This is a genomic window from Paenibacillus salivarius, assembly GCF_051307165.1.
GTDB lineage: Bacteria > Bacillota > Bacilli > Paenibacillales > Paenibacillaceae > Fontibacillus.
On sequence record NZ_CP195592.1, the window covers coordinates 1375653 to 1393287 of the forward strand.

A 17635-nucleotide genomic window follows, 5' to 3' on the forward strand; every position below is an offset into this window, starting at 1 on the left:
TTTTAATAAGTCGGTTTCAGGCGTAATTCCGGCAAGCGGAGTCTACGTTCAAATAGCATATGAAAAAATAATTTGACGGCCGGACGGGATCAATCCCGATCCGGCCTTTTCGAGTTGCGCCGGGTTTCCCCCGACCTTGGTCCAGTACGCATCCGGCCCTCAGACTGTGTTCGTTTTTTCTCAAGCAAGTATACTAATAACATCCGTAGCGAAAGGAAGTACATACATAAATTTACTCATTCTAAGGGGGAAAAGTAATGAAATATACGAAAAGCAAATATAAGCTCGGGGCTGTCGCGGCCACGGCTCTGGGACTAGTCCTGCTGGCGGGTTGCACCGGAATCGGGGATACGGCGAAGGAAGCCGTCGGCGAAGCGGCGTCAGCTCTGGAGAGCTCCGCGGAGAAGGCGGTCGATATGGAAGCGCTGAAGAAGGGCGAAACGTTGGAACTGTCCGCTTCCGCACAGGCGGGCTCGGCCAAGGAACTGCAATTGGATAACGCGGTGGGAAACGTGGAAGTGAATGAAGCGGAGGGAAGCGAAGTTACGGTCAAGGTGATCCTCAGGGCTCAAGCGATGCCGTTTAGCAAAAAGGATTTGCAAAGCGTATTCGACCAGGCGACCGTCTCCATCGAAGAGGACGGCAACGAGCTGCGCATCTTCGCGCATGCGAAGGAAAACGCCGACATGGATCTTTGGGAATGGGCGAAGAAAGAACTGAATTACACCAACTTTTCCGTCGATTATTCGATCGGTCTTCCTAAAAGCGTGAACAGCTTTGATATTCAAAATGACGTCGGGGATATCGTTCTCGGGGGGTTGGAAGGAAGCTACAAGGTAAATACCGATGTCGGAGAAATCCGGATTCAAGAAGCGGGGATTACCGGGGAGTCGGAAATCACCACGTCGACGGGCAGCATCGAACTAGGCATTGCCTCGATGGAAAAAGAGGGGGATTTGCGGGTGCGCGCGGATATCGGCAGCATTGATGTCGATCTGGCGGAATCCGTTCAATGCGAACTGAAAACCAAGGTCGACGTCGGCGATATCGACGGGGCGCCGAAAGGCACAAGCACCCGCGGCGACGGCGGACCGCTGCTTGCGCTGGAGGCTGCCGTAGGGTCCATTTCGGTGAAGTAACGGACCCCCTTTGCCTGAATTTACTATGAACGGGGGTAGAACCGCCCCAGCGGCTCCCCCATTTTGACTTTCCGGCCGACGTCCAGTTCGCGGGACGGCTCAAAGGAACAGTTCGAGGTCAGCAGCACGACGGTGGAACCGAATTCAAAATAGGCGAGATCATCGCCTTTATTCCAGCTTACGGCTTGATCGTCCGTATACCGGATGCTGCTTACGTTCATCGCGCCCACTTTGACGACGGCGATTTCGCCCCGTTCATGGGACATATATGTAATCAGTCTCTCGTTTCGGCTAAGCACATATTTCATATTTCGCATGCCGAAATCATTGACGGGGTACACTTTTCCCTTGATATGTTCGCTTTCGAGCAGCTTGCCCGTGACCGGAGCGTGAATGCGGTGATAATCGGTCGGACTCAAATAAAGGACAAAGGCATACCCGTGTTCGTAGGCTTGCGCGCGAGGCGAACGGTTGAGCAAATCCTGCAGGGTATAATCCTGGCCCTTTACGTTGAAAATCGTGCCGGAGCGGATTTCCCCCATAAACGTAATCAATGCGTCGACCGGGCTGATCAGCCCATCCGCCGATTCATGAATCGGGCGCATCCCGCTTTTCAGCTTGCGCGTAAAAAATTCATTCAGGCTGCGGTATTCCCGAATTTCCTTCTCGGCTTCGCCAAGCGGAATACCGTACGATTTGGCGAACCAGGGAATGATGTGACGGCTCGCTTTCGAATGTGAGAACCGGCCCATCAGCCTGGAAATCCATTTCCGGGAAGTCAGTTCAGTCATCCATTTCATCCAGTTTGCGGCCAAGATCGCATCCTCCTCACACCATGTTCAACAGGCCCAAAAAGCTCAATAGCCACTTCCGCTTATATTGACACAGAATAAAGCCGAAATCAATATCCGAACACTTTTCGAAAAATTAGACTTGATTATTTGGGAACATCTGGAGTATAGTAAACCCAATCGCATAAGGGATACGGGGGCTCGAGGAATCGGGCTGAGATGGCAGCATATTCCGCTGCGGACCGTCAATCTGAACTGGATAATGCCAGCGTAGAGAATCTGTCGTCCCGGAATCGGTGGAATGGATGCACGAACTTCATTTCATCATTCCCCCGTGGACTAAAACGACCGTCTGAGCTTATTCAGCCGGTCTTTTTTGCGTCCAAAAATTTATTTTTTTACCCGAAAAGGAGAGAGGAAACATGCAGCAACATTCGAATCAAACCGTGCAACCGCAAGGGCGGGGTTCCGCGGGAGGAAAAGGCTTGAAATTGAGCGACGTGCTTGTGACCGTGCTGCTCGCGCTGGTGATCGGCGTGGTGTACCATTTCTGGAGTTCGGTGTACAACCTGTTTTCCCCGCTGTTTTTTCAAGCGGACGAATTGGTGTACGGCATGTGGTTTATCGCAGCGACGCTGGCATTCCTGCTGATTCGCAAGCCCGGCGTGGCTCTGCTCGCCGAGCTTGCCGCCGCGCACGTCGAAGTATTGTTCGGCAGTGCTTGGGGCATTCAATTGGCGCTTTACGGCCTTCTTCAAGGCTTATGCGCGGAGCTCATTTTCGCGGCGTTCCGTTACCGGAACTATTCCGGTTTTGTCGCAGCTCTCGCAGGGATCGGTTCGGCTATCGGCTCATTGCTCATCGATATCGTTTACGGTTATGTCGCCGATTACGAGACCTGGGCGCTGCTTGCGAAATACGGCATGCGGGCCGTCAGCTCGGCGTTGATCGCAGGTTACTTGGCATACGCGATCGCCAAAGCGGTGGAGGCGACGGGCGTGACTTCCCTGCTTCGGCCTGCGGCGGCCAAAGATTATGCGGCTTTGGATGAGTAGGCCATGAGCGGCGGATTACTTCAAACCGTCCTTAGCCCGGAGGAAGCCGGGGAAGTCGTAACGCCAGACCCGGAATACGCCGCCTCCGTACGGAATTTGAGGCTGAAATTCCCGGACGAAAAGACGTTTGTATTCAAGGATTTCTCGTTTGCGGTCGAACGCGGGGAAAAAGTGCTGCTGCTCGGCCCGAGCGGCTGCGGCAAATCGACGCTGCTTCAGGTGCTGGCCGGTATTATCCCCAAGCTGGTGGAGATCCCGATGAAATGCGAGGAGCAAATGCTCCCCGCTTCCTGGGGGGTGCTGTTTCAGGATCCGGACACCCAGTTTTGCATGCCTTATGTGGATGAGGAGCTTGCTTTCGTGATGGAAAACCGCAGCATTCCAAGGCGGGAAATGCGGCCCAAAATGCAGGAAGCGCTAGATAAGGTAGGGCTGGTCCTGGAGGACCTTCATCTTCCCATCGCGTCGCTATCCCAAGGCATGAAGCAAAGGCTGGCGCTGGCGTCCATCCTGCTGACCGATCCGGAGGTGCTGCTGCTTGACGAACCTTCCGCCCTGCTTGATCCCGAAGGCCGCAAGCAAATTTGGGAAGCGGTACGGCAAATCGCGGGGAACCGGACCTTAATCATCGTCGAACACAGGATCGAGGAAGTGCTGGAACAGGAACTGGTCGACAGGGTCGTCCTGTTCGATCCGAACGGGCGGTGCCTGGGGCAAGGGGCCCCGGCGGAATTGTTCGCACGCTTCCGAAAGGAACTCGAACAATACGGAATTTGGTATCCGGGGATTTGGGACCGGTATTTGCAAAAACGGGAACGGCAGGCAGGTCATCCGCAAGGGGTGAATGATCCGTCGCTTAAAAATCAGCCTGTCCCTCCACACGGCGAAAGCCCGGGGTCGCACAGAGAAGCGCGGGACAATGCCGAGCGCTCCCCGCTCATCGAGCTGTCCGGTTTCCGGGGGCTCCGGCAGGGCAGAGCGGTAATCCGGGTGGACCGCGCCGAGGTGTATCCCGGCGACTTCATCGCCGTGACGGGTCCCAACGGAGCCGGGAAAAGCTCGCTGCTGCTCAGCCTGATGGGCTTGCTGCCGTCCGAGGGGCAATACCTGCTTTGCGGAAAACCGATGGGGGCAAAAAAGGTTAGAAAACGAACCGTCATGGCGGCTTCGGAGAAAATCGGCTTTGTTTTTCAGAATCCGGAATTCCAGTTCGTCGAAAATCAGGTGGAAAGGGAAATCGCTTTTTCGCTGCGGGAGGAAGGGGCTTCGGAGGAGGAAATCGGCGCGCGCGTCCTTGAAGCGATGGAGCGGTTCGGGCTCCGGGGGTTGGGAAAGCGCCATCCTTATCAATTGTCGCTCGGGCAGAAGCGAAGGCTTAGCGTGGCGGGTACGGCGGTGACGGATAGACCGGTGATGCTGCTCGATGAGCCGACATTCGGGCAGGACGCGGCGAACACGTTCGCGATCCTCGAACTATGCGAACAGCTGTGCAAAGCCGGTACCGCCGTGATTATGGTGACGCATGAAGAAACGATCGCCGATAAAATCGCGACCCGAAAATGGGAAGTCAGGGACGGGGTGTTGACCGAATGAAACAGCTGCTGGCCCCGTCGTATCAAACCTGGATGCACCGCGCCAATCCCGTCTCGAAGCTTGCGCTCGTCGTTTTGCTCTTTTTTATCGGCTTGTTTACGCACCGTCCCGATTTCATGCTGTACCAAGCCATTGTATTCAGTCTGCTGCTGTTTTTCTTGAGCGGATATGCGGTATGGAAAATGGCGGTGATCGCGCTGTCGTTCGGTCTCCTGTTCGTTTCCTCCTCTTCGACGATGATTCTGTTCGGGCAGGGGGAAACCCTCTGGTGGAAATGGGGATTGATTGCCGTTTCCGAGGAAAGCTTTTACCGCGGCCTGCATATCGGGTTGAAGTCCGTAACGTTTGCTTCGGAAGGTCTGTTGTTTGTGCTTACTACGCCTTCCGTCGCCCTATTCTACGCCCTGATGCAAAAAGCAAAGCTTCCTCCCAAATTCGCATACAGCTTTATGGCCTCGATCAGGCTTTTGCCGATGGTATGGGAGGAGTTTCAGGTTCGCCGGAACGCGCTAAGAATCCGCGGATCCCGCCGGAAAGGCCTGCGCGGCTGGATCGCGGGCTTTAAGCTTTATGCGGTTCCGCTGCTTGCCCAAAGCATCCGGAGAGCGCACCGGGTAGCCGTGGCCATGGAAGCGAAAGCGTTCGAAAGCCGTCAAAAGCGGACTTATTACTACGCCTCCGTTTTTTCCAGGTACGATATCCTGGTTGCCTTATGCTTTTTGGCGGCCGCGCTGCTGGCCTTTTTTCTCGGCAGCCGCATCCCGCTGTTTCATGTGGATGATGTCAGGATGTAAAGACACGGTCCGGAGCTTGCTCTAATGATGTTCCTCAAGCCCCGGAGGTCTGCAGCAAATGCCTTGCAAATGCCATCGGATTCCGGTACGTATCATACCAGACCTCATCCATGCCGGCTTTTCGGAAGCCGTAACGCTGGTCTCTGCCGTTGCATTCGATAAGGAAACAACGGCCATCCGCGGTAATTCCGATATCCATGCCAAGATCGGCAAGCAGCGGAAGCCGTCCCGACAAATACCGCGCCGTGGTCAAAGCCAGATTGTAGCAATCCGCGAGCACATGGGAAGAGGCCGCGGGCGTCAAAATTCTGGGAATGATGTGCTCGGCCGGAAACGCGCTTCCTCCCTGGGCCAGATTGGACAAAAAATGGCCGGGAGCCGAAATCTTCGCATACATCCCGGTAATCCCCCAATTCCCCGTAAGTCCCCTTTGGACCGTCACCCGAACGTCCAGGGGACGTCCTTCAATTTCCAAGAGGGGCAACCTCTCCTGAACGAGGTAGGGGGTTTCCGCCATACGCCGCATCGCCCAGCCGGGGAGAGCGGGCCGTCTGCCAAGACGGACCGTTCTCCATCGGCTTTTTGCCTTTACCGGTTTATGCAGAAGCCTCCACCCCTCCTTATCCTGACGAAGACGCATAATTCCGCGTCCGACCGACCCGCTCGCCGGCTTCAAGATCAGGTCGCCGTAACCTGTCGTCATCCGTTCGATATTTGCCCGCGAAGCGGGAAATGTAGCGGGTTGCGATTGCGAAAGGCGCGGATGCTCGGCCAGCAGGCTGTGAATGATGTCCTTTCCGTATCTGTTGTTGAAGTTGTATATCACAATTCCCTGTTTTTGCAGGCGCTCCAGTTTGCGTAAAGCGGAAGGCCCCTTATAGATGGCGCGGTTATGAATGACTCTCGGCGTTTCCATCCGCGTTTTTGTGAACCTGTTCTTGTTTTGCACATAAACGAGACATGTTCCCGAAACGGGATCGATATCGTCCAGACACAGATACACAGGTTTAAGATCATAGCTCGGGGCGGCTGTTTCGTATAGGGACAGAGCCTCCTGCCCGGTCTTGCCACTCCCCGCTCCCCGGTGCGTATTGGCATTTAACAGAATGCCGACATAATCGGGTGGCACGGTGCTCCCTCCTTTTTCCGGTCCGTCATTATTCATGCTCCCGCCTTGTTCTCTTCACAGTATGTGGTTTGCCCCGGTTGAGCATGGACGTATGGGGCTGGTTAACAGCCTGATTTATAGTCACAAAAGGAAACGGCATCCCGTATAACTACAAGATAGGATAATAGATCGGCAGACGAGGAGTGAAAGCCGTGAATCGCCCGAAAGTCGCTGTCGTCACCCCGGGCTCGTTTGTCATTCCGTCGGGAAGAAGCAGCTCGGTGGAAAGAGTCGTCGAAAAAATCGTCCCGCTCGCAGCGGACCGGTTGGAAATCCGTGTTTTCGGCAAAAGGGATAGGCATGCGGATGTCCAGGAAAAGATCGGCGACGTCCCTTGCATCAGAGTCGCGGAAGGAGCCGAATATTACCCGTCGGTTCTCTCCCATCTCGGATCATGGCAGCCGGATGCGGTCGATGTCCATAACCGGCCGCTCCTGGCTTTCCGGATCAAGCAAAGGTTTCCCCGCTTCAAAGTCATGCTGTCCCTGCATTCGACAACCTTTATCCAAGTCCACGGTGCTTCGGGTTCGGGGATGATGAATAAGCTGCGCGCGCTCGATGGAATCAGCGTGAACAGCGATTTTTTGCGGAAGGAGGTGCAGCGCCGTTTCCCCGGTCTTTCGCTGCCGGTGCATATCAATCATCTCGGGGTAAGTCCCGAGGATTTCTTGCCCCGCTGGACGCCGGCCGGCGAAGGGCTTCGCCGGGCGAGGCTGGCGGAGTTTGGCTGGAGCGGACGCAAAGTGGTGCTGTTTGTCGGCAGATTGATCCCGGAAAAAGGAGTGCACGCCCTCCTTCAAGCAGTTCCCCATGTTGTAAGAAACCATCCGGACGCTCTATTCGTTATCGTCGGCAGTGCCTATTACAACAGGCCCGGCGAGACGAAGTATGTACGGACCCTGAAAGGGCTTGCGTCCAATTGGCCGGACCATGTCGTTTTTCGCCCGTTTACGCCTTATCCCCGGGTCGCGGACTGGTACAATCTCGCGGATGTCGTCGCCGTTCCTTCGGGCGGAGAGGAGGCTTTCGGGCTCGTGAACGTGGAGGCGATGGCTTCCGGGGTTCCCGTCATCGCCTCCGATGCCGGGGGCATTCCGGAAGTGGTGGAGCATGGCCGTTCAGGGCTCCTGATCCCTTCGGTTCAACTCGAAGAGGGATTGGCGACCGGGATCGTAAAGCTATTGGGCGACGGGAAGCTTCGCCGTAAAATGGGACTGTCCGGAGCGGAAGCTGTCCGAAGCCGCTTCAGATGGCAACATACCGCCGACCGCTTTGTGTCGATATTTTCTGCCGATTAAGCAGGATGCCCGCGGGTCCGAGGCCCCGGCATTCTGCTTGTTTGCTGAATTGGGCCCGTACCATGGGAAGTCTGTACGTTTGCCGTTACATAGGGAGAAACGCCGCATAAGCTATCCTATATTCCGACCATTATGAATAACTGGGAAGGGTGGACCCTGATGGATAAGAGAAGACGGCTTAGCACCCGGAAAAGACGGCCTGCCCGCCAAAAAACAAAGCGGAGCAAAGCGTTCTTTCAATGCGATCCCAAGCCGGTCGTATCTGTCATCATTCCGGTTATGAATGAACAGCGAACACTGGCCGAAGTGATCCGGGAAGCCGCCGGAGTGCACCCCAAGACCGAGATCATTGTCGTGGCGAACGGTTGTACGGACGGGAGCGCCCGGCTCGCAAGAAGGCTAGGCGCTATCGTCCTTGAATTCAAGGAACCGCTTGGACACGATGTCCCGCGGGCAGTCGGAGCCCGGCATGCCAAGGGTGACGTATTGCTGTTCATCGACGGGGATATGATTGTTCCGGCTAAGGACTTGCGGCCCTTCGTGGCTGCGGTGTTATCCGGGACGGATGTGGCATTAAACGATTATGACGGACCGGTTCAGACGCAGGATGTTCATCTGGTCGTTAGCGCCAAGCATGCGTTGAATTCCTTCCTCGGCAGGCCCGATATGAAGGGAGCCTCATTGACTGCGGTACCGCATGCGCTCAGCAGACATGCCGTCCTGAAGATCGGGTTCGAGGCACTGGAAAAGCCGCCTTTAGCCCAGGCGTCCGCCGTACTCGGCGGGCTGCAGATCCGGGTTGCGCACTCCGTGAACGTGAGGCGGTTGAATCGCCCAAGGACACGTTCCAAACAAGGAGATTTATTGACCGTACTGGTGCTCGGCGATCATTTGGAGGCTGCCGAAATGCTCATGAACCGGCTTGGTCCCCGAGGCGGATTTTCCGATCTCGGGCGGCTTCGTGAAAGGGCGAGGTGAGCGAATAAGTGAACAGAGCCGAAATCGTCAGAACACGAAAGAGACGCCGGAAGGCGGTCTTACCCGGTAGCAGGAATAAAGCATCCCGGCAAGCCCGAAGGGGCGGACCCGCCGGTCCCTTCCGGAAGGGCGGGCGCAGGCGCCGTCCGGTGCAGAGAACCGAAACCCGGACTTCGTCCATCGTAAAAACGGATTTTACTTCCGCTTATTTGGCCGGAGCGCTAGCTGGTGCCGAGGCGCTGCGATGCCACGGAGCTTTGGGCGAGCCTGCGCTCCGGAGCCGATTTCAAACCTTTTTGGCGGAATGGTTTGCTGAACAAAACGCGGGAACCCCTCCGCCCTATTCCGTCGCGCTGGCGCTATGCTCCGCCTATCAGAAGGGTTATGCGGCAGCCAGGGGAGAAAGTGAACGGATTTACGGCGTTCCGGTGCCGTTGTCGTTGAAAGCTTCCGCCGTCATTACCGCCTGCAATGAGGAAGAGACGATCGGAAAGGTGATCGATGAGCTGGAACGGTTGCCGTTACATGAAATTATCGTTGTCCTGAACGGGTGTACCGACGACAGCTTTTCCAAGGTGGCGTCTCGAAAAAACATCATTCTGGCGAATTTCCCCGACCGGCTCGGGCATGATGTCGGACGTTCCGTTGGAGCGGCTCTCGCGTCGGGAGATTCGATATTGTTTGTAGACGGTGACATGGAGGTGCCCGCCGAAGAGCTTGGCGCTTTTTTGTACGAAAGGGAACGGGGAGCGGATGTCGTGCTAAACGATATATCCCGCTATCTACCCAACTATGACCGGCAGGATGAGGTCACGAGATGCAAGTTGTATTTGAACCAGTCGCTCGGCCGGCCGGATTTGCGAAGCAACTCGATGACCGCCGTTCCCCACGCCTTGTCGAGGAAGGCGATTGAGACGATCGGGTCCGATGTGCTCTCCGTCCCGCCGAAAGCGCAGGCCTTGGCGATCCTGGAGGGACTGACGGTATCCGCTCCTTGCTCTGCGGATGTGATCAGCCGCAACCGGCTTCGGGCAGGAAACTCCGGAGCGGGCAACAGCGTACTTTTGCTTATTTTGGGCGATCATCTGGAAGCTTTGAATGAGGCGATACGCCGCAAAGGGGCGAAATTGAGCTGGGAGACCCCACCTCGCCCCCAATTGGCGAAAGAGAGGAATGTACGATGAGCAGCGGAGGATTGACCAGCATTATCATTCCGACATATAACGGTCTCGACCTGCTGTCAAACTGCATAGACTCGATCCGCGAACATACGGATTCCCCTTACGAAATTATCGTCGTGGATAACGGGTCGAATGACGGGACGAGGGAGTATTGCCGGCGTGAGCGTCTGATCCTGATCTCCTTACCCGAGAACAGAGGGTTCCCGGTAGCCTGCAATAAAGGGATGGCGGTCGCGGCCGGAGAACAGATGCTCTTGCTCAACAATGATTGCAGGGTTACTCCCCATTGGCTTTCCCAGCTTCTTGCCGCTTTGAACAGCGCCGAAGATGTCGGGATGGTCGGGCCTGTAACGAATTATGCGAGCGGGGAGCAGCAAATCGAGACCGGTCTTGGCGGCATCGACGAATTGATGGAATTCGCGCGGACATTTAACCGGACGGATGTTTCGAAATGGGAGGAAGTGAAACGGCTGATCGGGTTCTGCCTTTTATTCAAGCGAAACGTGTACGAGAGGCTAGGACCTTTGGATGAAGCATTTTCTCCAGGCCATTACGAAGATGACGATTATTGCTTCCGGGCCGTGCGGGAAGGCTTCCGGCTGCTTATCTGCAAAGATACTTTCATCTATCACGAAGGCAGCGCGAGCTTCAGGGAAACGGGGCCGCAGGAATGGAAGACGCTTATCGAGAACAACCGCAAACGGTTTATGGATAAATGGGGAATCGATCCCCGGCAGTTCATACAAAAGGAGGAGAGTCCGTGAAAGGCGTCATATTGGCGGGAGGAACAGGCACAAGATTATTCCCTTTAACCCGGCTGATTAACAAGCATCTGCTTCCGGTCGGCGAGTGGCCGATGATCTGCTACGGGATCGAGAAACTCAGGGAGGCCGGGATAACGGACATCTTGTTGATCATCAGCAAGCAATCCGCCGGATTATATACCGATTTTTTGGGCAGCGGGAGCGGCATGGGCGTACGGCTAACCTATAAAATCCAGGAGAATGCCGGAGGGATTGCCGAAGCTTTGGAGCTCGCCCGCGGTTTTATCACTCCGGGGGACCGGTTCGTCGTTTTGCTTGGCGACAACCTGTTTCTTGAGAGCCTGAAACCTTTCGCCGACAAATTTGCCGGGCAGCCCGACGGGACGGCAAGGGTGCTGCTGAAGAAAGTAGACGATCCGAAGAGATACGGGGTTCCGGTATTTGACCCGGATCATCCCGAATTGATTTCCTATATTGAAGAAAAACCGGTGAAACCCAAATCCGATTACTGCGTGACCGGCATCTACATGTATGATGAGCGGGTATTCGAGCACATCGCGGTTACAGGGCCGTCCGCCCGAGGCGAGCTTGAAATTACGGACGTCAACAATCTGTACGCCGGCGAAGGAAAACTCGAATACGACATTCTTCACGGGTGGTGGACGGATGCGGGAACGTTTGAATCATTATACGATGCCGCGGAGCGGATGAAGGATGCCGGGCCCGATAAGAAGCCTTGATAGCGGGAGGGTAACAGATGAGAAACAATCCGGGCAAAAAAAGGAGCAGACGAAGAAGGGGGCTAAGAAGGCTATCGCCAAAGTTTGCGCGTCTGAGAAAATCGGTTTACCGCGGCCGGGGGCGACCGGGCGGACGCAAGTTCGTCCGGTCATACCAGGAGAAAGCCGGCCCTTCGGACCTGCACGAAAGCGGGCTTGATGTTCATCCGGATTCGGGATCGTCAGATTTCCCCCAGGGGAAATGCACAGCCGAAGCGGAAGAGCAGCAACATTCCGCCAGCGTGCTGGAGTCTTCGCTGAGGGATGCATATGAAGCCGGTTACCGTGAAGGCTTCTTCGAAGGCGGGGAGGGCATCGTGACCCGTTTGCTCCCGCCTTATATGATCCTGCCCGGCGTGTCGGCCGAAAACTTGATTGACTCGGGAATCCGGCATCTCTCTCCGGAAGCGATGATTCCGCTGCTTCCTCCGCGGGATGTCGCCCGCGCGCTGCAGGATGCGATGGATAACGGCCGTCCGCTGTCCGTCGTCAGGCTCGGCGATGGAGAGCTGTTAACGCTGGCCCACGACACGATTCTGCCGTTCGAAGAAGTACGGAAGCGGGGACCGTTCCTTCCTTACAGCGGGGTAGAGCTGCCTGCGCATCCGATCCGCGAGGCGCTCGCAGACGCTTTGCGGAAGGCGGATATCATCGGTGTTCCGCAGTCGCGGCATCCCTCCTTTCAGGGCTTGCTGTTCCCGGTTTTCAGTTACTATGGCCTGAATCCGGCAAGCCTTCGCCTTACCTCCTCCACGGTGAATTACGCGTTGGAGGAAGAAGGGCTGCTGCTTCCGTTGCTTCGGGGCAGGAAGGTGCTCATTGCCGGCAACCGGGCGGAAGGACTTGCGCATGCATTGCAGCGGCATGACGTTGAGATCAGCGGACTCGTTACGCCGATCCGGGGCGTCAACGATACGGAATCCGCCGTTCAGGCCGCCTCGGGCTATTCCTTTGATATCGCTTTGGTGGCGGCGGGAATCGCTGCGGTGCTGATCTGTACGGAAATTGCGGGCCGGTTAGGGAAGCCGGCGCTCGATTTCGGCCATTTGGCGAATAAACTGGAGAGCGGCGCATGACGGATAGCTCCGCCAACGGACAAGGAGGGGCGCATGAAAAGGAGCAGGCGATTTTCATCAAAGGTCATCGGGAATGCGGGAACCGCTACCCCGCGGCAATCGAGGCAAGCTCTATTTGAAAAGGGGTACAAAGCAGGTTATGAGAAGGGAAAAACGGCCGGTTATGACGATTTTGAACAGCTTTTTGACGGGACCAGCATCATTATTCCGACTTACAACAAAAAGGATTTGCTGCTGCAATGCCTGAACAGCATCGAAGCCTGTACTTCCTTTCCATACGAATTGATCGTCGTTGACGACGGCTCGGATGACGGAACGTCGGAAGCATTGCGGACAAGAAACAGCATCCGGATCGCCGTGCATCAGCGCAACATGGGCTTTGCCGGAGCCGTCAATACCGGATTGATGATGGCCAAAGGGCGAACGGTGCTGATTTTGAATAACGACGTACTGGTTGCGGAACATTGGCTCGATAATATGCTCGATTGTCTGAACAGTTCCCCGGATATCGGCGCCGTCGGACCCGTAACCAACTATATCGGCGGAGAACAACAAATAGAAGTTCCCTACAGGGATCTCGGAGGAATGAGGGAATTTGCCGCCGCCCGTAACCGGAAGGATCCGATGAAATGGAGCGAAACGGACCGGCTGGTCGGCTTTTGTTTGTTGATGAGGCGGGAAGCTTTGCTGCAAAGCGGTTTTTTTGATGAAGGGTTCCGCGTCGGCAACTATGAGGACGATGATTGGTCGGTACGTTTGAGACTGCTGGGCTGGAGGCTATTTATCGCGGGGGATGCGTTCATCCACCACCTGGGCAGCGAAACGATGAGAACTCTCGACGCACGGCATTTTGCCCGGACCAATCAGGAGAACATGGACTACTTCCATCAAAAATGGGGCCGGGTCCACGAACGATTCGAACAAATGGAACGGACGCGAAAGGAACGCGGCGGGCCGCCGTCAGCGGGGCAAGCTCCCCCGGCGGAAGGCTGCCCCGTCCAAGTGCTTGCCAGCAGCGGCGAGGGCCATTTGTATTGGCTTGAGCGAGGGATGAAATACAGGATCAAGGGAGCCGAGAAGGCAGACATCACCGTATTGCATCCTTCGGCTACCGCCACAAGGCTATCGCAGCGAACGCTTCGGACTCTGCCGCTTGGCGGGGAGTGGAGTCTGGAGGAAGCGGTGCTGGCGGTGTCGGAGGCATGGCGAGCCGATCGGCCGCTCGGTGAAGGAGCCGTAGTCCGCCTCCCCGATGGCCGGATGTACCAGATAGACCGGGGTGAAGCCCGGTTTGTCTGGTCCGATTATGCGGCCGAAGCGTGGGGGTTAAAGGACAGGGCAAGGGCGGCGGCGCCCGAGGAGCTTGCGGCATATCCGGAAGGCTGGCCCGTCCTGCCGCCGATCCGGTACGCTTCTCCCGTATTGTGAGTCTTTAAATGGCCGGAAGAGATACCCCGTCGTAACACAGAACGGCGCCCCCGCATATGCTGAACCAGTAGAATGCCGGGGCGTTTTTGCGGGTTTACGAGTTTACGGGTTTATTCAATGAAACGTCCGGATTCTTAGGTCAAATGGAGGGGCTGGAAAGTGGAGCAGAAAATTACGGACATTATTATGCATATGGGGCACTCGCACCAGCAGTTGGCCCGCGTCATTGACGCCGAGCGCCATGTCACCGTCAGACTGTCAGAAATCGTTAACGCGCTTCCCGATCAAGAGCCGAATTTCGAAGGCGTAGAGGGCTTGATGGAAAATTCGTCATCCATCAACAAAAGCCTGATATCCTACTTGAATTCGATCGCCGATCTGCAGGAGGCCATGGCGGAAAATTTGACGCATGTCATGAAGGAGTTAAACGGCTCGGAGGAAGAGTGAGTAGGCGATACAAGCGCAACCAACCGGAGGTGACGAAATGAGCAGGGAACATGCATATCTCAACATATTGGACGCTATGGCCAAAATCCAATGGAATGTGTCGATGATTCTCGAAGCTAAGGCGGTGGAAGCGGAAAAGGTGAGGAACTGGAGCTTGAATCATGTGCATCCGAATAGCTTCGAGGACCATGAAAGCCAGGTTTCCAAACCGATCGGGGTCCATGACGAAATCGTGGAGATCATTGAAGGATTGACCAAAATGTCGAACGGCCTTTGCAGCAATTTGCGCTCGCTGCTGTCGTCGAGCGAAGGCGGCGGAGATGGTTCGGACGGCTTCGGGGATTTGTTCGGCGGCGCGGGATTCGGTGACGGAGACAAGGAAAAATGATGCCGATACCTAGTCTCCGGAATGAACGGGATGCCAAACTCCAGGTAATTCTCTCCATTTCAAGAAGCCAAAATGCATTAGCCCGGATCTTGGATAGCATCGCCGACGTGTCGGGGTATTCCGAAGAAACGGCTCTTGCGCTGGCGCATCATGTGGACCGGATGACTCGGTATCAGCAAGCCATGGCGTCGATGTTGATGAATATTAAGCTGAACCGGCTAAACACCGGGACTCCTTCAGCCCCGTGGCTTAATCCGGAAAAAGATGTCGCTATCGAATCCAATATTGAGGAGGCTGATCAATGAAATGGCGCTGAAAAAAAGACGTTCAGCACTTCGCGGAAGAAAAAGGGGGATCAAGCGGCCGGGACGAAAGGGAAAACGCCTTAAGTTAACCTACGGCAAAAAGAGATCTGGGCGGCGGAAAACGCTGCGCAACAGACGGCTTGTCCGCGGGAAAGTCAGACGCAGAGGTACGGCCCGGCGGCGCAGGACTGCAGTCCAAACGCCGGTTCCCGTCCCTGTACCCGAAGGTGTCGGTCAGGACGCCCTTTTTCAAGAGGGGTATAACGAAACGTATCAGGAAGGCTTTAACGCCGGGTTTGCCAAAGGCTTTGAAGACGGGCACAAGCTGGCTTATCAGCAGCAAGAGTTCAAGTAAAGGCGGATCCAGGTTAGCTCTCCGGAGTAAAACAGGGCTTCTTCCCGCAAGGGGGGGGAGTCCTGTTTTTGATTGGAAATAAGGTGATAAATGGGACAAGCACAGTCTATTCTTTAGGGACCTTTAGCGCCGATTTTGGATGAAATATTTCGTGCACATATCCTGCAGGTTGGAGAGTAGCAGGCAATTCTGTATGAAATATCGTACACAATTCAGCATTTTGGCGAGAAACAGGCAGTTCTGTATGAAAAATCGTACACAAATCCGCGTTTTGGCGAGAAACGGGCAGTTCTGTATGAAATATCGTACACAATTCCGCGTTTTAGCGAGTAACAGGCAATTCTGTATGAAATATCGTACACAATTCAGGATTTTAGCGGGAAACAGGCAATTCTGTATGAAAAATCGTACACAATTCAGCATTTTAGCGAGAAACGGGCAATTCTGTATGAAATATCGTACACAAATCCGCGTTTTGGCGAGAAGCAGGCAATTCTGTATGAAATATCGTACACAAATCCGCGTTTTGGCGAGATATAGGCAATTCTGTATGAAAAATCGTACACAAATCCGCGTTTTGGCGAGAAGCAGGCAATTCTGTATGAAATATCGTACACAATTCCGCGTTTTGGCGAGAAGCAGGCAATTCTGTACGAAATATCGTACACAAATCCGCGTTTTGGCGAGAAATGAGCAATTCTGTATGAAAAATCGTACACAAATCAGCGTTTTGGCGAGAAACGGGCAGTTCTGTATGAAATATCGTACACAAATCACAACTCCGCTTATGAACATATAAGGGAGGGTTGAGCGTGAGTTAGAGGGAGACGCCGCGAGGCGTTTTTTTTCGTTAACAGGCTCAATTTCGGGCATCTCCCCGGACAAACCGGGACATCCGCCAATTTACGCCGCGACAGGGTACTTATCCCTACCGGTGGATTAGCCCTCCGCATATAGTTATACAGTCAAGAGATTAACCCATAGATAGGATTGAATGCCGTGAACAGAGCAACGATGCGTGCTAAAAAATCTGCCCGGCAAGCCGCATATCGGCAGGGATGGAACGAAGGGTACCGGTATGGGGGGTGCCAGGCAATCATGGAACAAACCCCGGCGGCCGATGCCCCAAAAGGGCATCTCCGCATCCTGTATGTGCAGCAGGGGTTCGAATCCGTCGATTATGGGATGATTCGCGCCCTTCGGTCGATGGCCGGGGAGCTTGAGGTCTCCAGTCCTGAGGAAATGATGCAAAAAGCCGATCAATTCAATCCGGATCTCGTGGTGGTCATGAACGCCATGCACGTATTTCCCGCCGAGCACAGCGAGCATATCGACCTGATTCGCAGCCGGGGCATCCGCACCGCGGTCTGGTTTGTGGATGATCCCTATTTTACCGACCAGTCGCTCCCGCTTGCGAGACACTATGACTATGTCTTTACGCACGAGCTCTCTTGCGTTCCGTTTTACAGGGAAGGAGGCTGCAATGAGGTTCACTACCTGCCTCTAGCGGCGGATCCGGAGATGTTTCTTCCCATGGAGGCTCCCCGTTCATATCAGTCCGATATTTGCTTCATAGGAAGCGCCTTTTGGAACCGCGTCGCTTTATTCGATGAGTTGGCCCCCTATCTGGCAACAAAAAGGGTCATGATCATCGGCGGTCTATGGAGCAGACTTCAGCAGCAGGGGCTGCTTGGTCCGCATATTCGGGAAGGTTGGGTCGGGCCGGAAGAGACCCGAATCTATTATAACGGGGCGAAGATCGTAATCAATATGCACCGCCCTACCGAAGCGGGTCAGGATAACGCGAATACGGCCAATTTGTCCGGCCTTTCGGTCAATCCCCGCACCTATGAAATCGCCGCCTGCGGCACCCTGCAGATTACGGATGTTCGCGAGGATCTTCAGCGGTATTACCGGCCGGGTTATGACATTGAGACATTTGGCTCGGCGGAAGAACTGAAGCAAAAAATTGAATATTATTTGGCGCATGAGCAGGAGCGTGTCGAGATGGCCTGGAGATCGCTCCGGACAACGAGGGAACGGCATACCTACAATGATCGTGTTGCACGAATGCTTGCCGTCGTAAAATAAGGAAA

The 17635-nt window shown here is 55.0% G+C and carries 18 protein-coding genes; 16 read left to right on the forward strand and 2 right to left on the reverse strand.

From position 1 onward, the window contains the following. Positions 1-257: 257 nt before the first annotated feature. Entirely contained in the window at positions 258-1139 is an 882-nt protein-coding gene (locus ACSFXJ_RS06095) for a hypothetical protein (RefSeq protein ID WP_435924312.1), read from the forward strand. 23 nt (positions 1140-1162) lie between these two features. Here ACSFXJ_RS06095 and asd read toward each other — a convergent pair whose 3' ends face one another. Further along, on the reverse strand, positions 1163-1954 hold the full coding sequence (gene asd / locus ACSFXJ_RS06100; protein WP_435924313.1) for an archaetidylserine decarboxylase: 792 nt from the start codon (positions 1952-1954) through the stop codon (positions 1163-1165). 398 nt (positions 1955-2352) lie between these two features. Here asd and ACSFXJ_RS06105 point away from each other — a divergent pair, with 398 nt between their 5' ends. The 3 genes from ACSFXJ_RS06105 to ACSFXJ_RS06115 are packed head-to-tail and all read left to right on the forward strand — an operon-like array spanning position 2353 to position 5372. Then, the gene (locus ACSFXJ_RS06105) at positions 2353-2985 is read left to right on the forward strand and encodes an ECF transporter S component (protein ID WP_435924314.1); all 633 of its coding nucleotides are present in this window, start codon (positions 2353-2355) and stop codon (positions 2983-2985) included. 3 nt (positions 2986-2988) lie between these two features. Next, positions 2989-4578, forward strand: a complete 1590-nt coding sequence (locus tag ACSFXJ_RS06110) for an ABC transporter ATP-binding protein (protein ID WP_435924315.1) — start codon at positions 2989-2991, stop codon at positions 4576-4578. After that, entirely contained in the window at positions 4575-5372 is a 798-nt protein-coding gene (locus tag ACSFXJ_RS06115; RefSeq protein WP_435924316.1) for an energy-coupling factor transporter transmembrane component T family protein, read from the forward strand. Before ACSFXJ_RS06110 ends, ACSFXJ_RS06115 begins: the two co-directional genes overlap by 4 nt. Positions 5373-5406: 34 nt before the next feature. On the opposite strand, the gene ACSFXJ_RS06120 is transcribed toward ACSFXJ_RS06115, so the two are convergent. After that, complete coding sequence (locus tag ACSFXJ_RS06120; RefSeq protein WP_435924317.1) at positions 5407-6501, reverse strand: YheC/YheD family protein; 1095 nt, start codon at positions 6499-6501, stop codon at positions 5407-5409. Positions 6502-6692: 191 nt separating this feature from the next. Between ACSFXJ_RS06120 and ACSFXJ_RS06125 the strand changes: the two genes are divergently transcribed. The 12 genes from ACSFXJ_RS06125 to ACSFXJ_RS06180 all read left to right on the forward strand — a co-directional run bounded on the left by ACSFXJ_RS06125 (position 6693) and on the right by ACSFXJ_RS06180 (position 17630). Next, entirely contained in the window at positions 6693-7838 is a 1146-nt protein-coding gene (locus tag ACSFXJ_RS06125) for a glycosyltransferase family 4 protein (protein ID WP_435924318.1), read from the forward strand. Positions 7839-7997: 159 nt separating this feature from the next. After that, complete coding sequence (locus ACSFXJ_RS06130) at positions 7998-8816, forward strand: glycosyltransferase family 2 protein (RefSeq protein WP_435924319.1); 819 nt, start codon at positions 7998-8000, stop codon at positions 8814-8816. A 149-nt stretch (positions 8817-8965) separates the two neighbouring features. Further along, positions 8966-10000 (forward strand): glycosyltransferase family 2 protein, encoded by a 1035-nt coding sequence (locus tag ACSFXJ_RS06135; RefSeq protein ID WP_435924320.1) that lies wholly within the window; start codon positions 8966-8968, stop codon positions 9998-10000. Further along, a complete protein-coding gene (locus ACSFXJ_RS06140) occupies positions 9997-10761 on the forward strand; it encodes a glycosyltransferase family 2 protein (RefSeq protein WP_435924321.1) in 765 nt (254 codons plus the stop codon). The genes ACSFXJ_RS06135 and ACSFXJ_RS06140 overlap by 4 nt, the downstream gene beginning before the upstream one ends. After that, a complete protein-coding gene (locus tag ACSFXJ_RS06145; protein ID WP_435924322.1) occupies positions 10758-11501 on the forward strand; it encodes a sugar phosphate nucleotidyltransferase in 744 nt (247 codons plus the stop codon). The genes ACSFXJ_RS06140 and ACSFXJ_RS06145 overlap by 4 nt, the downstream gene beginning before the upstream one ends. A gap of 17 nt (positions 11502-11518) precedes the next feature. Further along, complete coding sequence (locus ACSFXJ_RS06150; protein ID WP_435924323.1) at positions 11519-12616, forward strand: GT-D fold domain-containing protein; 1098 nt, start codon at positions 11519-11521, stop codon at positions 12614-12616. A gap of 33 nt (positions 12617-12649) precedes the next feature. Next, positions 12650-14044, forward strand: coding sequence for a glycosyltransferase family 2 protein (locus tag ACSFXJ_RS06155; RefSeq protein WP_435924324.1), 1395 nt, complete (start codon positions 12650-12652; stop codon positions 14042-14044). Between the two features lie 159 nt (positions 14045-14203). Then, the gene (locus ACSFXJ_RS06160) at positions 14204-14491 is read left to right on the forward strand and encodes a nucleoside-diphosphate sugar epimerase (RefSeq protein WP_435924325.1); all 288 of its coding nucleotides are present in this window, start codon (positions 14204-14206) and stop codon (positions 14489-14491) included. A 37-nt stretch (positions 14492-14528) separates the two neighbouring features. Then, positions 14529-14879 carry a restriction endonuclease subunit S gene (locus ACSFXJ_RS06165; RefSeq protein ID WP_435924326.1) on the forward strand — a complete coding sequence of 117 codons (351 nt, stop codon included), beginning with the start codon at positions 14529-14531 and terminating at the stop codon, positions 14877-14879. Then, positions 14876-15184 (forward strand): hypothetical protein, encoded by a 309-nt coding sequence (locus tag ACSFXJ_RS06170; RefSeq protein WP_435924327.1) that lies wholly within the window; start codon positions 14876-14878, stop codon positions 15182-15184. The genes ACSFXJ_RS06165 and ACSFXJ_RS06170 overlap by 4 nt, the downstream gene beginning before the upstream one ends. Position 15185: 1 nt before the next feature. Next, complete coding sequence (locus ACSFXJ_RS06175; protein ID WP_435924328.1) at positions 15186-15539, forward strand: hypothetical protein; 354 nt, start codon at positions 15186-15188, stop codon at positions 15537-15539. A 1014-nt stretch (positions 15540-16553) separates the two neighbouring features. Continuing rightward, positions 16554-17630, forward strand: coding sequence for a CgeB family protein (locus tag ACSFXJ_RS06180; protein WP_435925688.1), 1077 nt, complete (start codon positions 16554-16556; stop codon positions 17628-17630). Positions 17631-17635 lie beyond the last annotated feature (5 nt).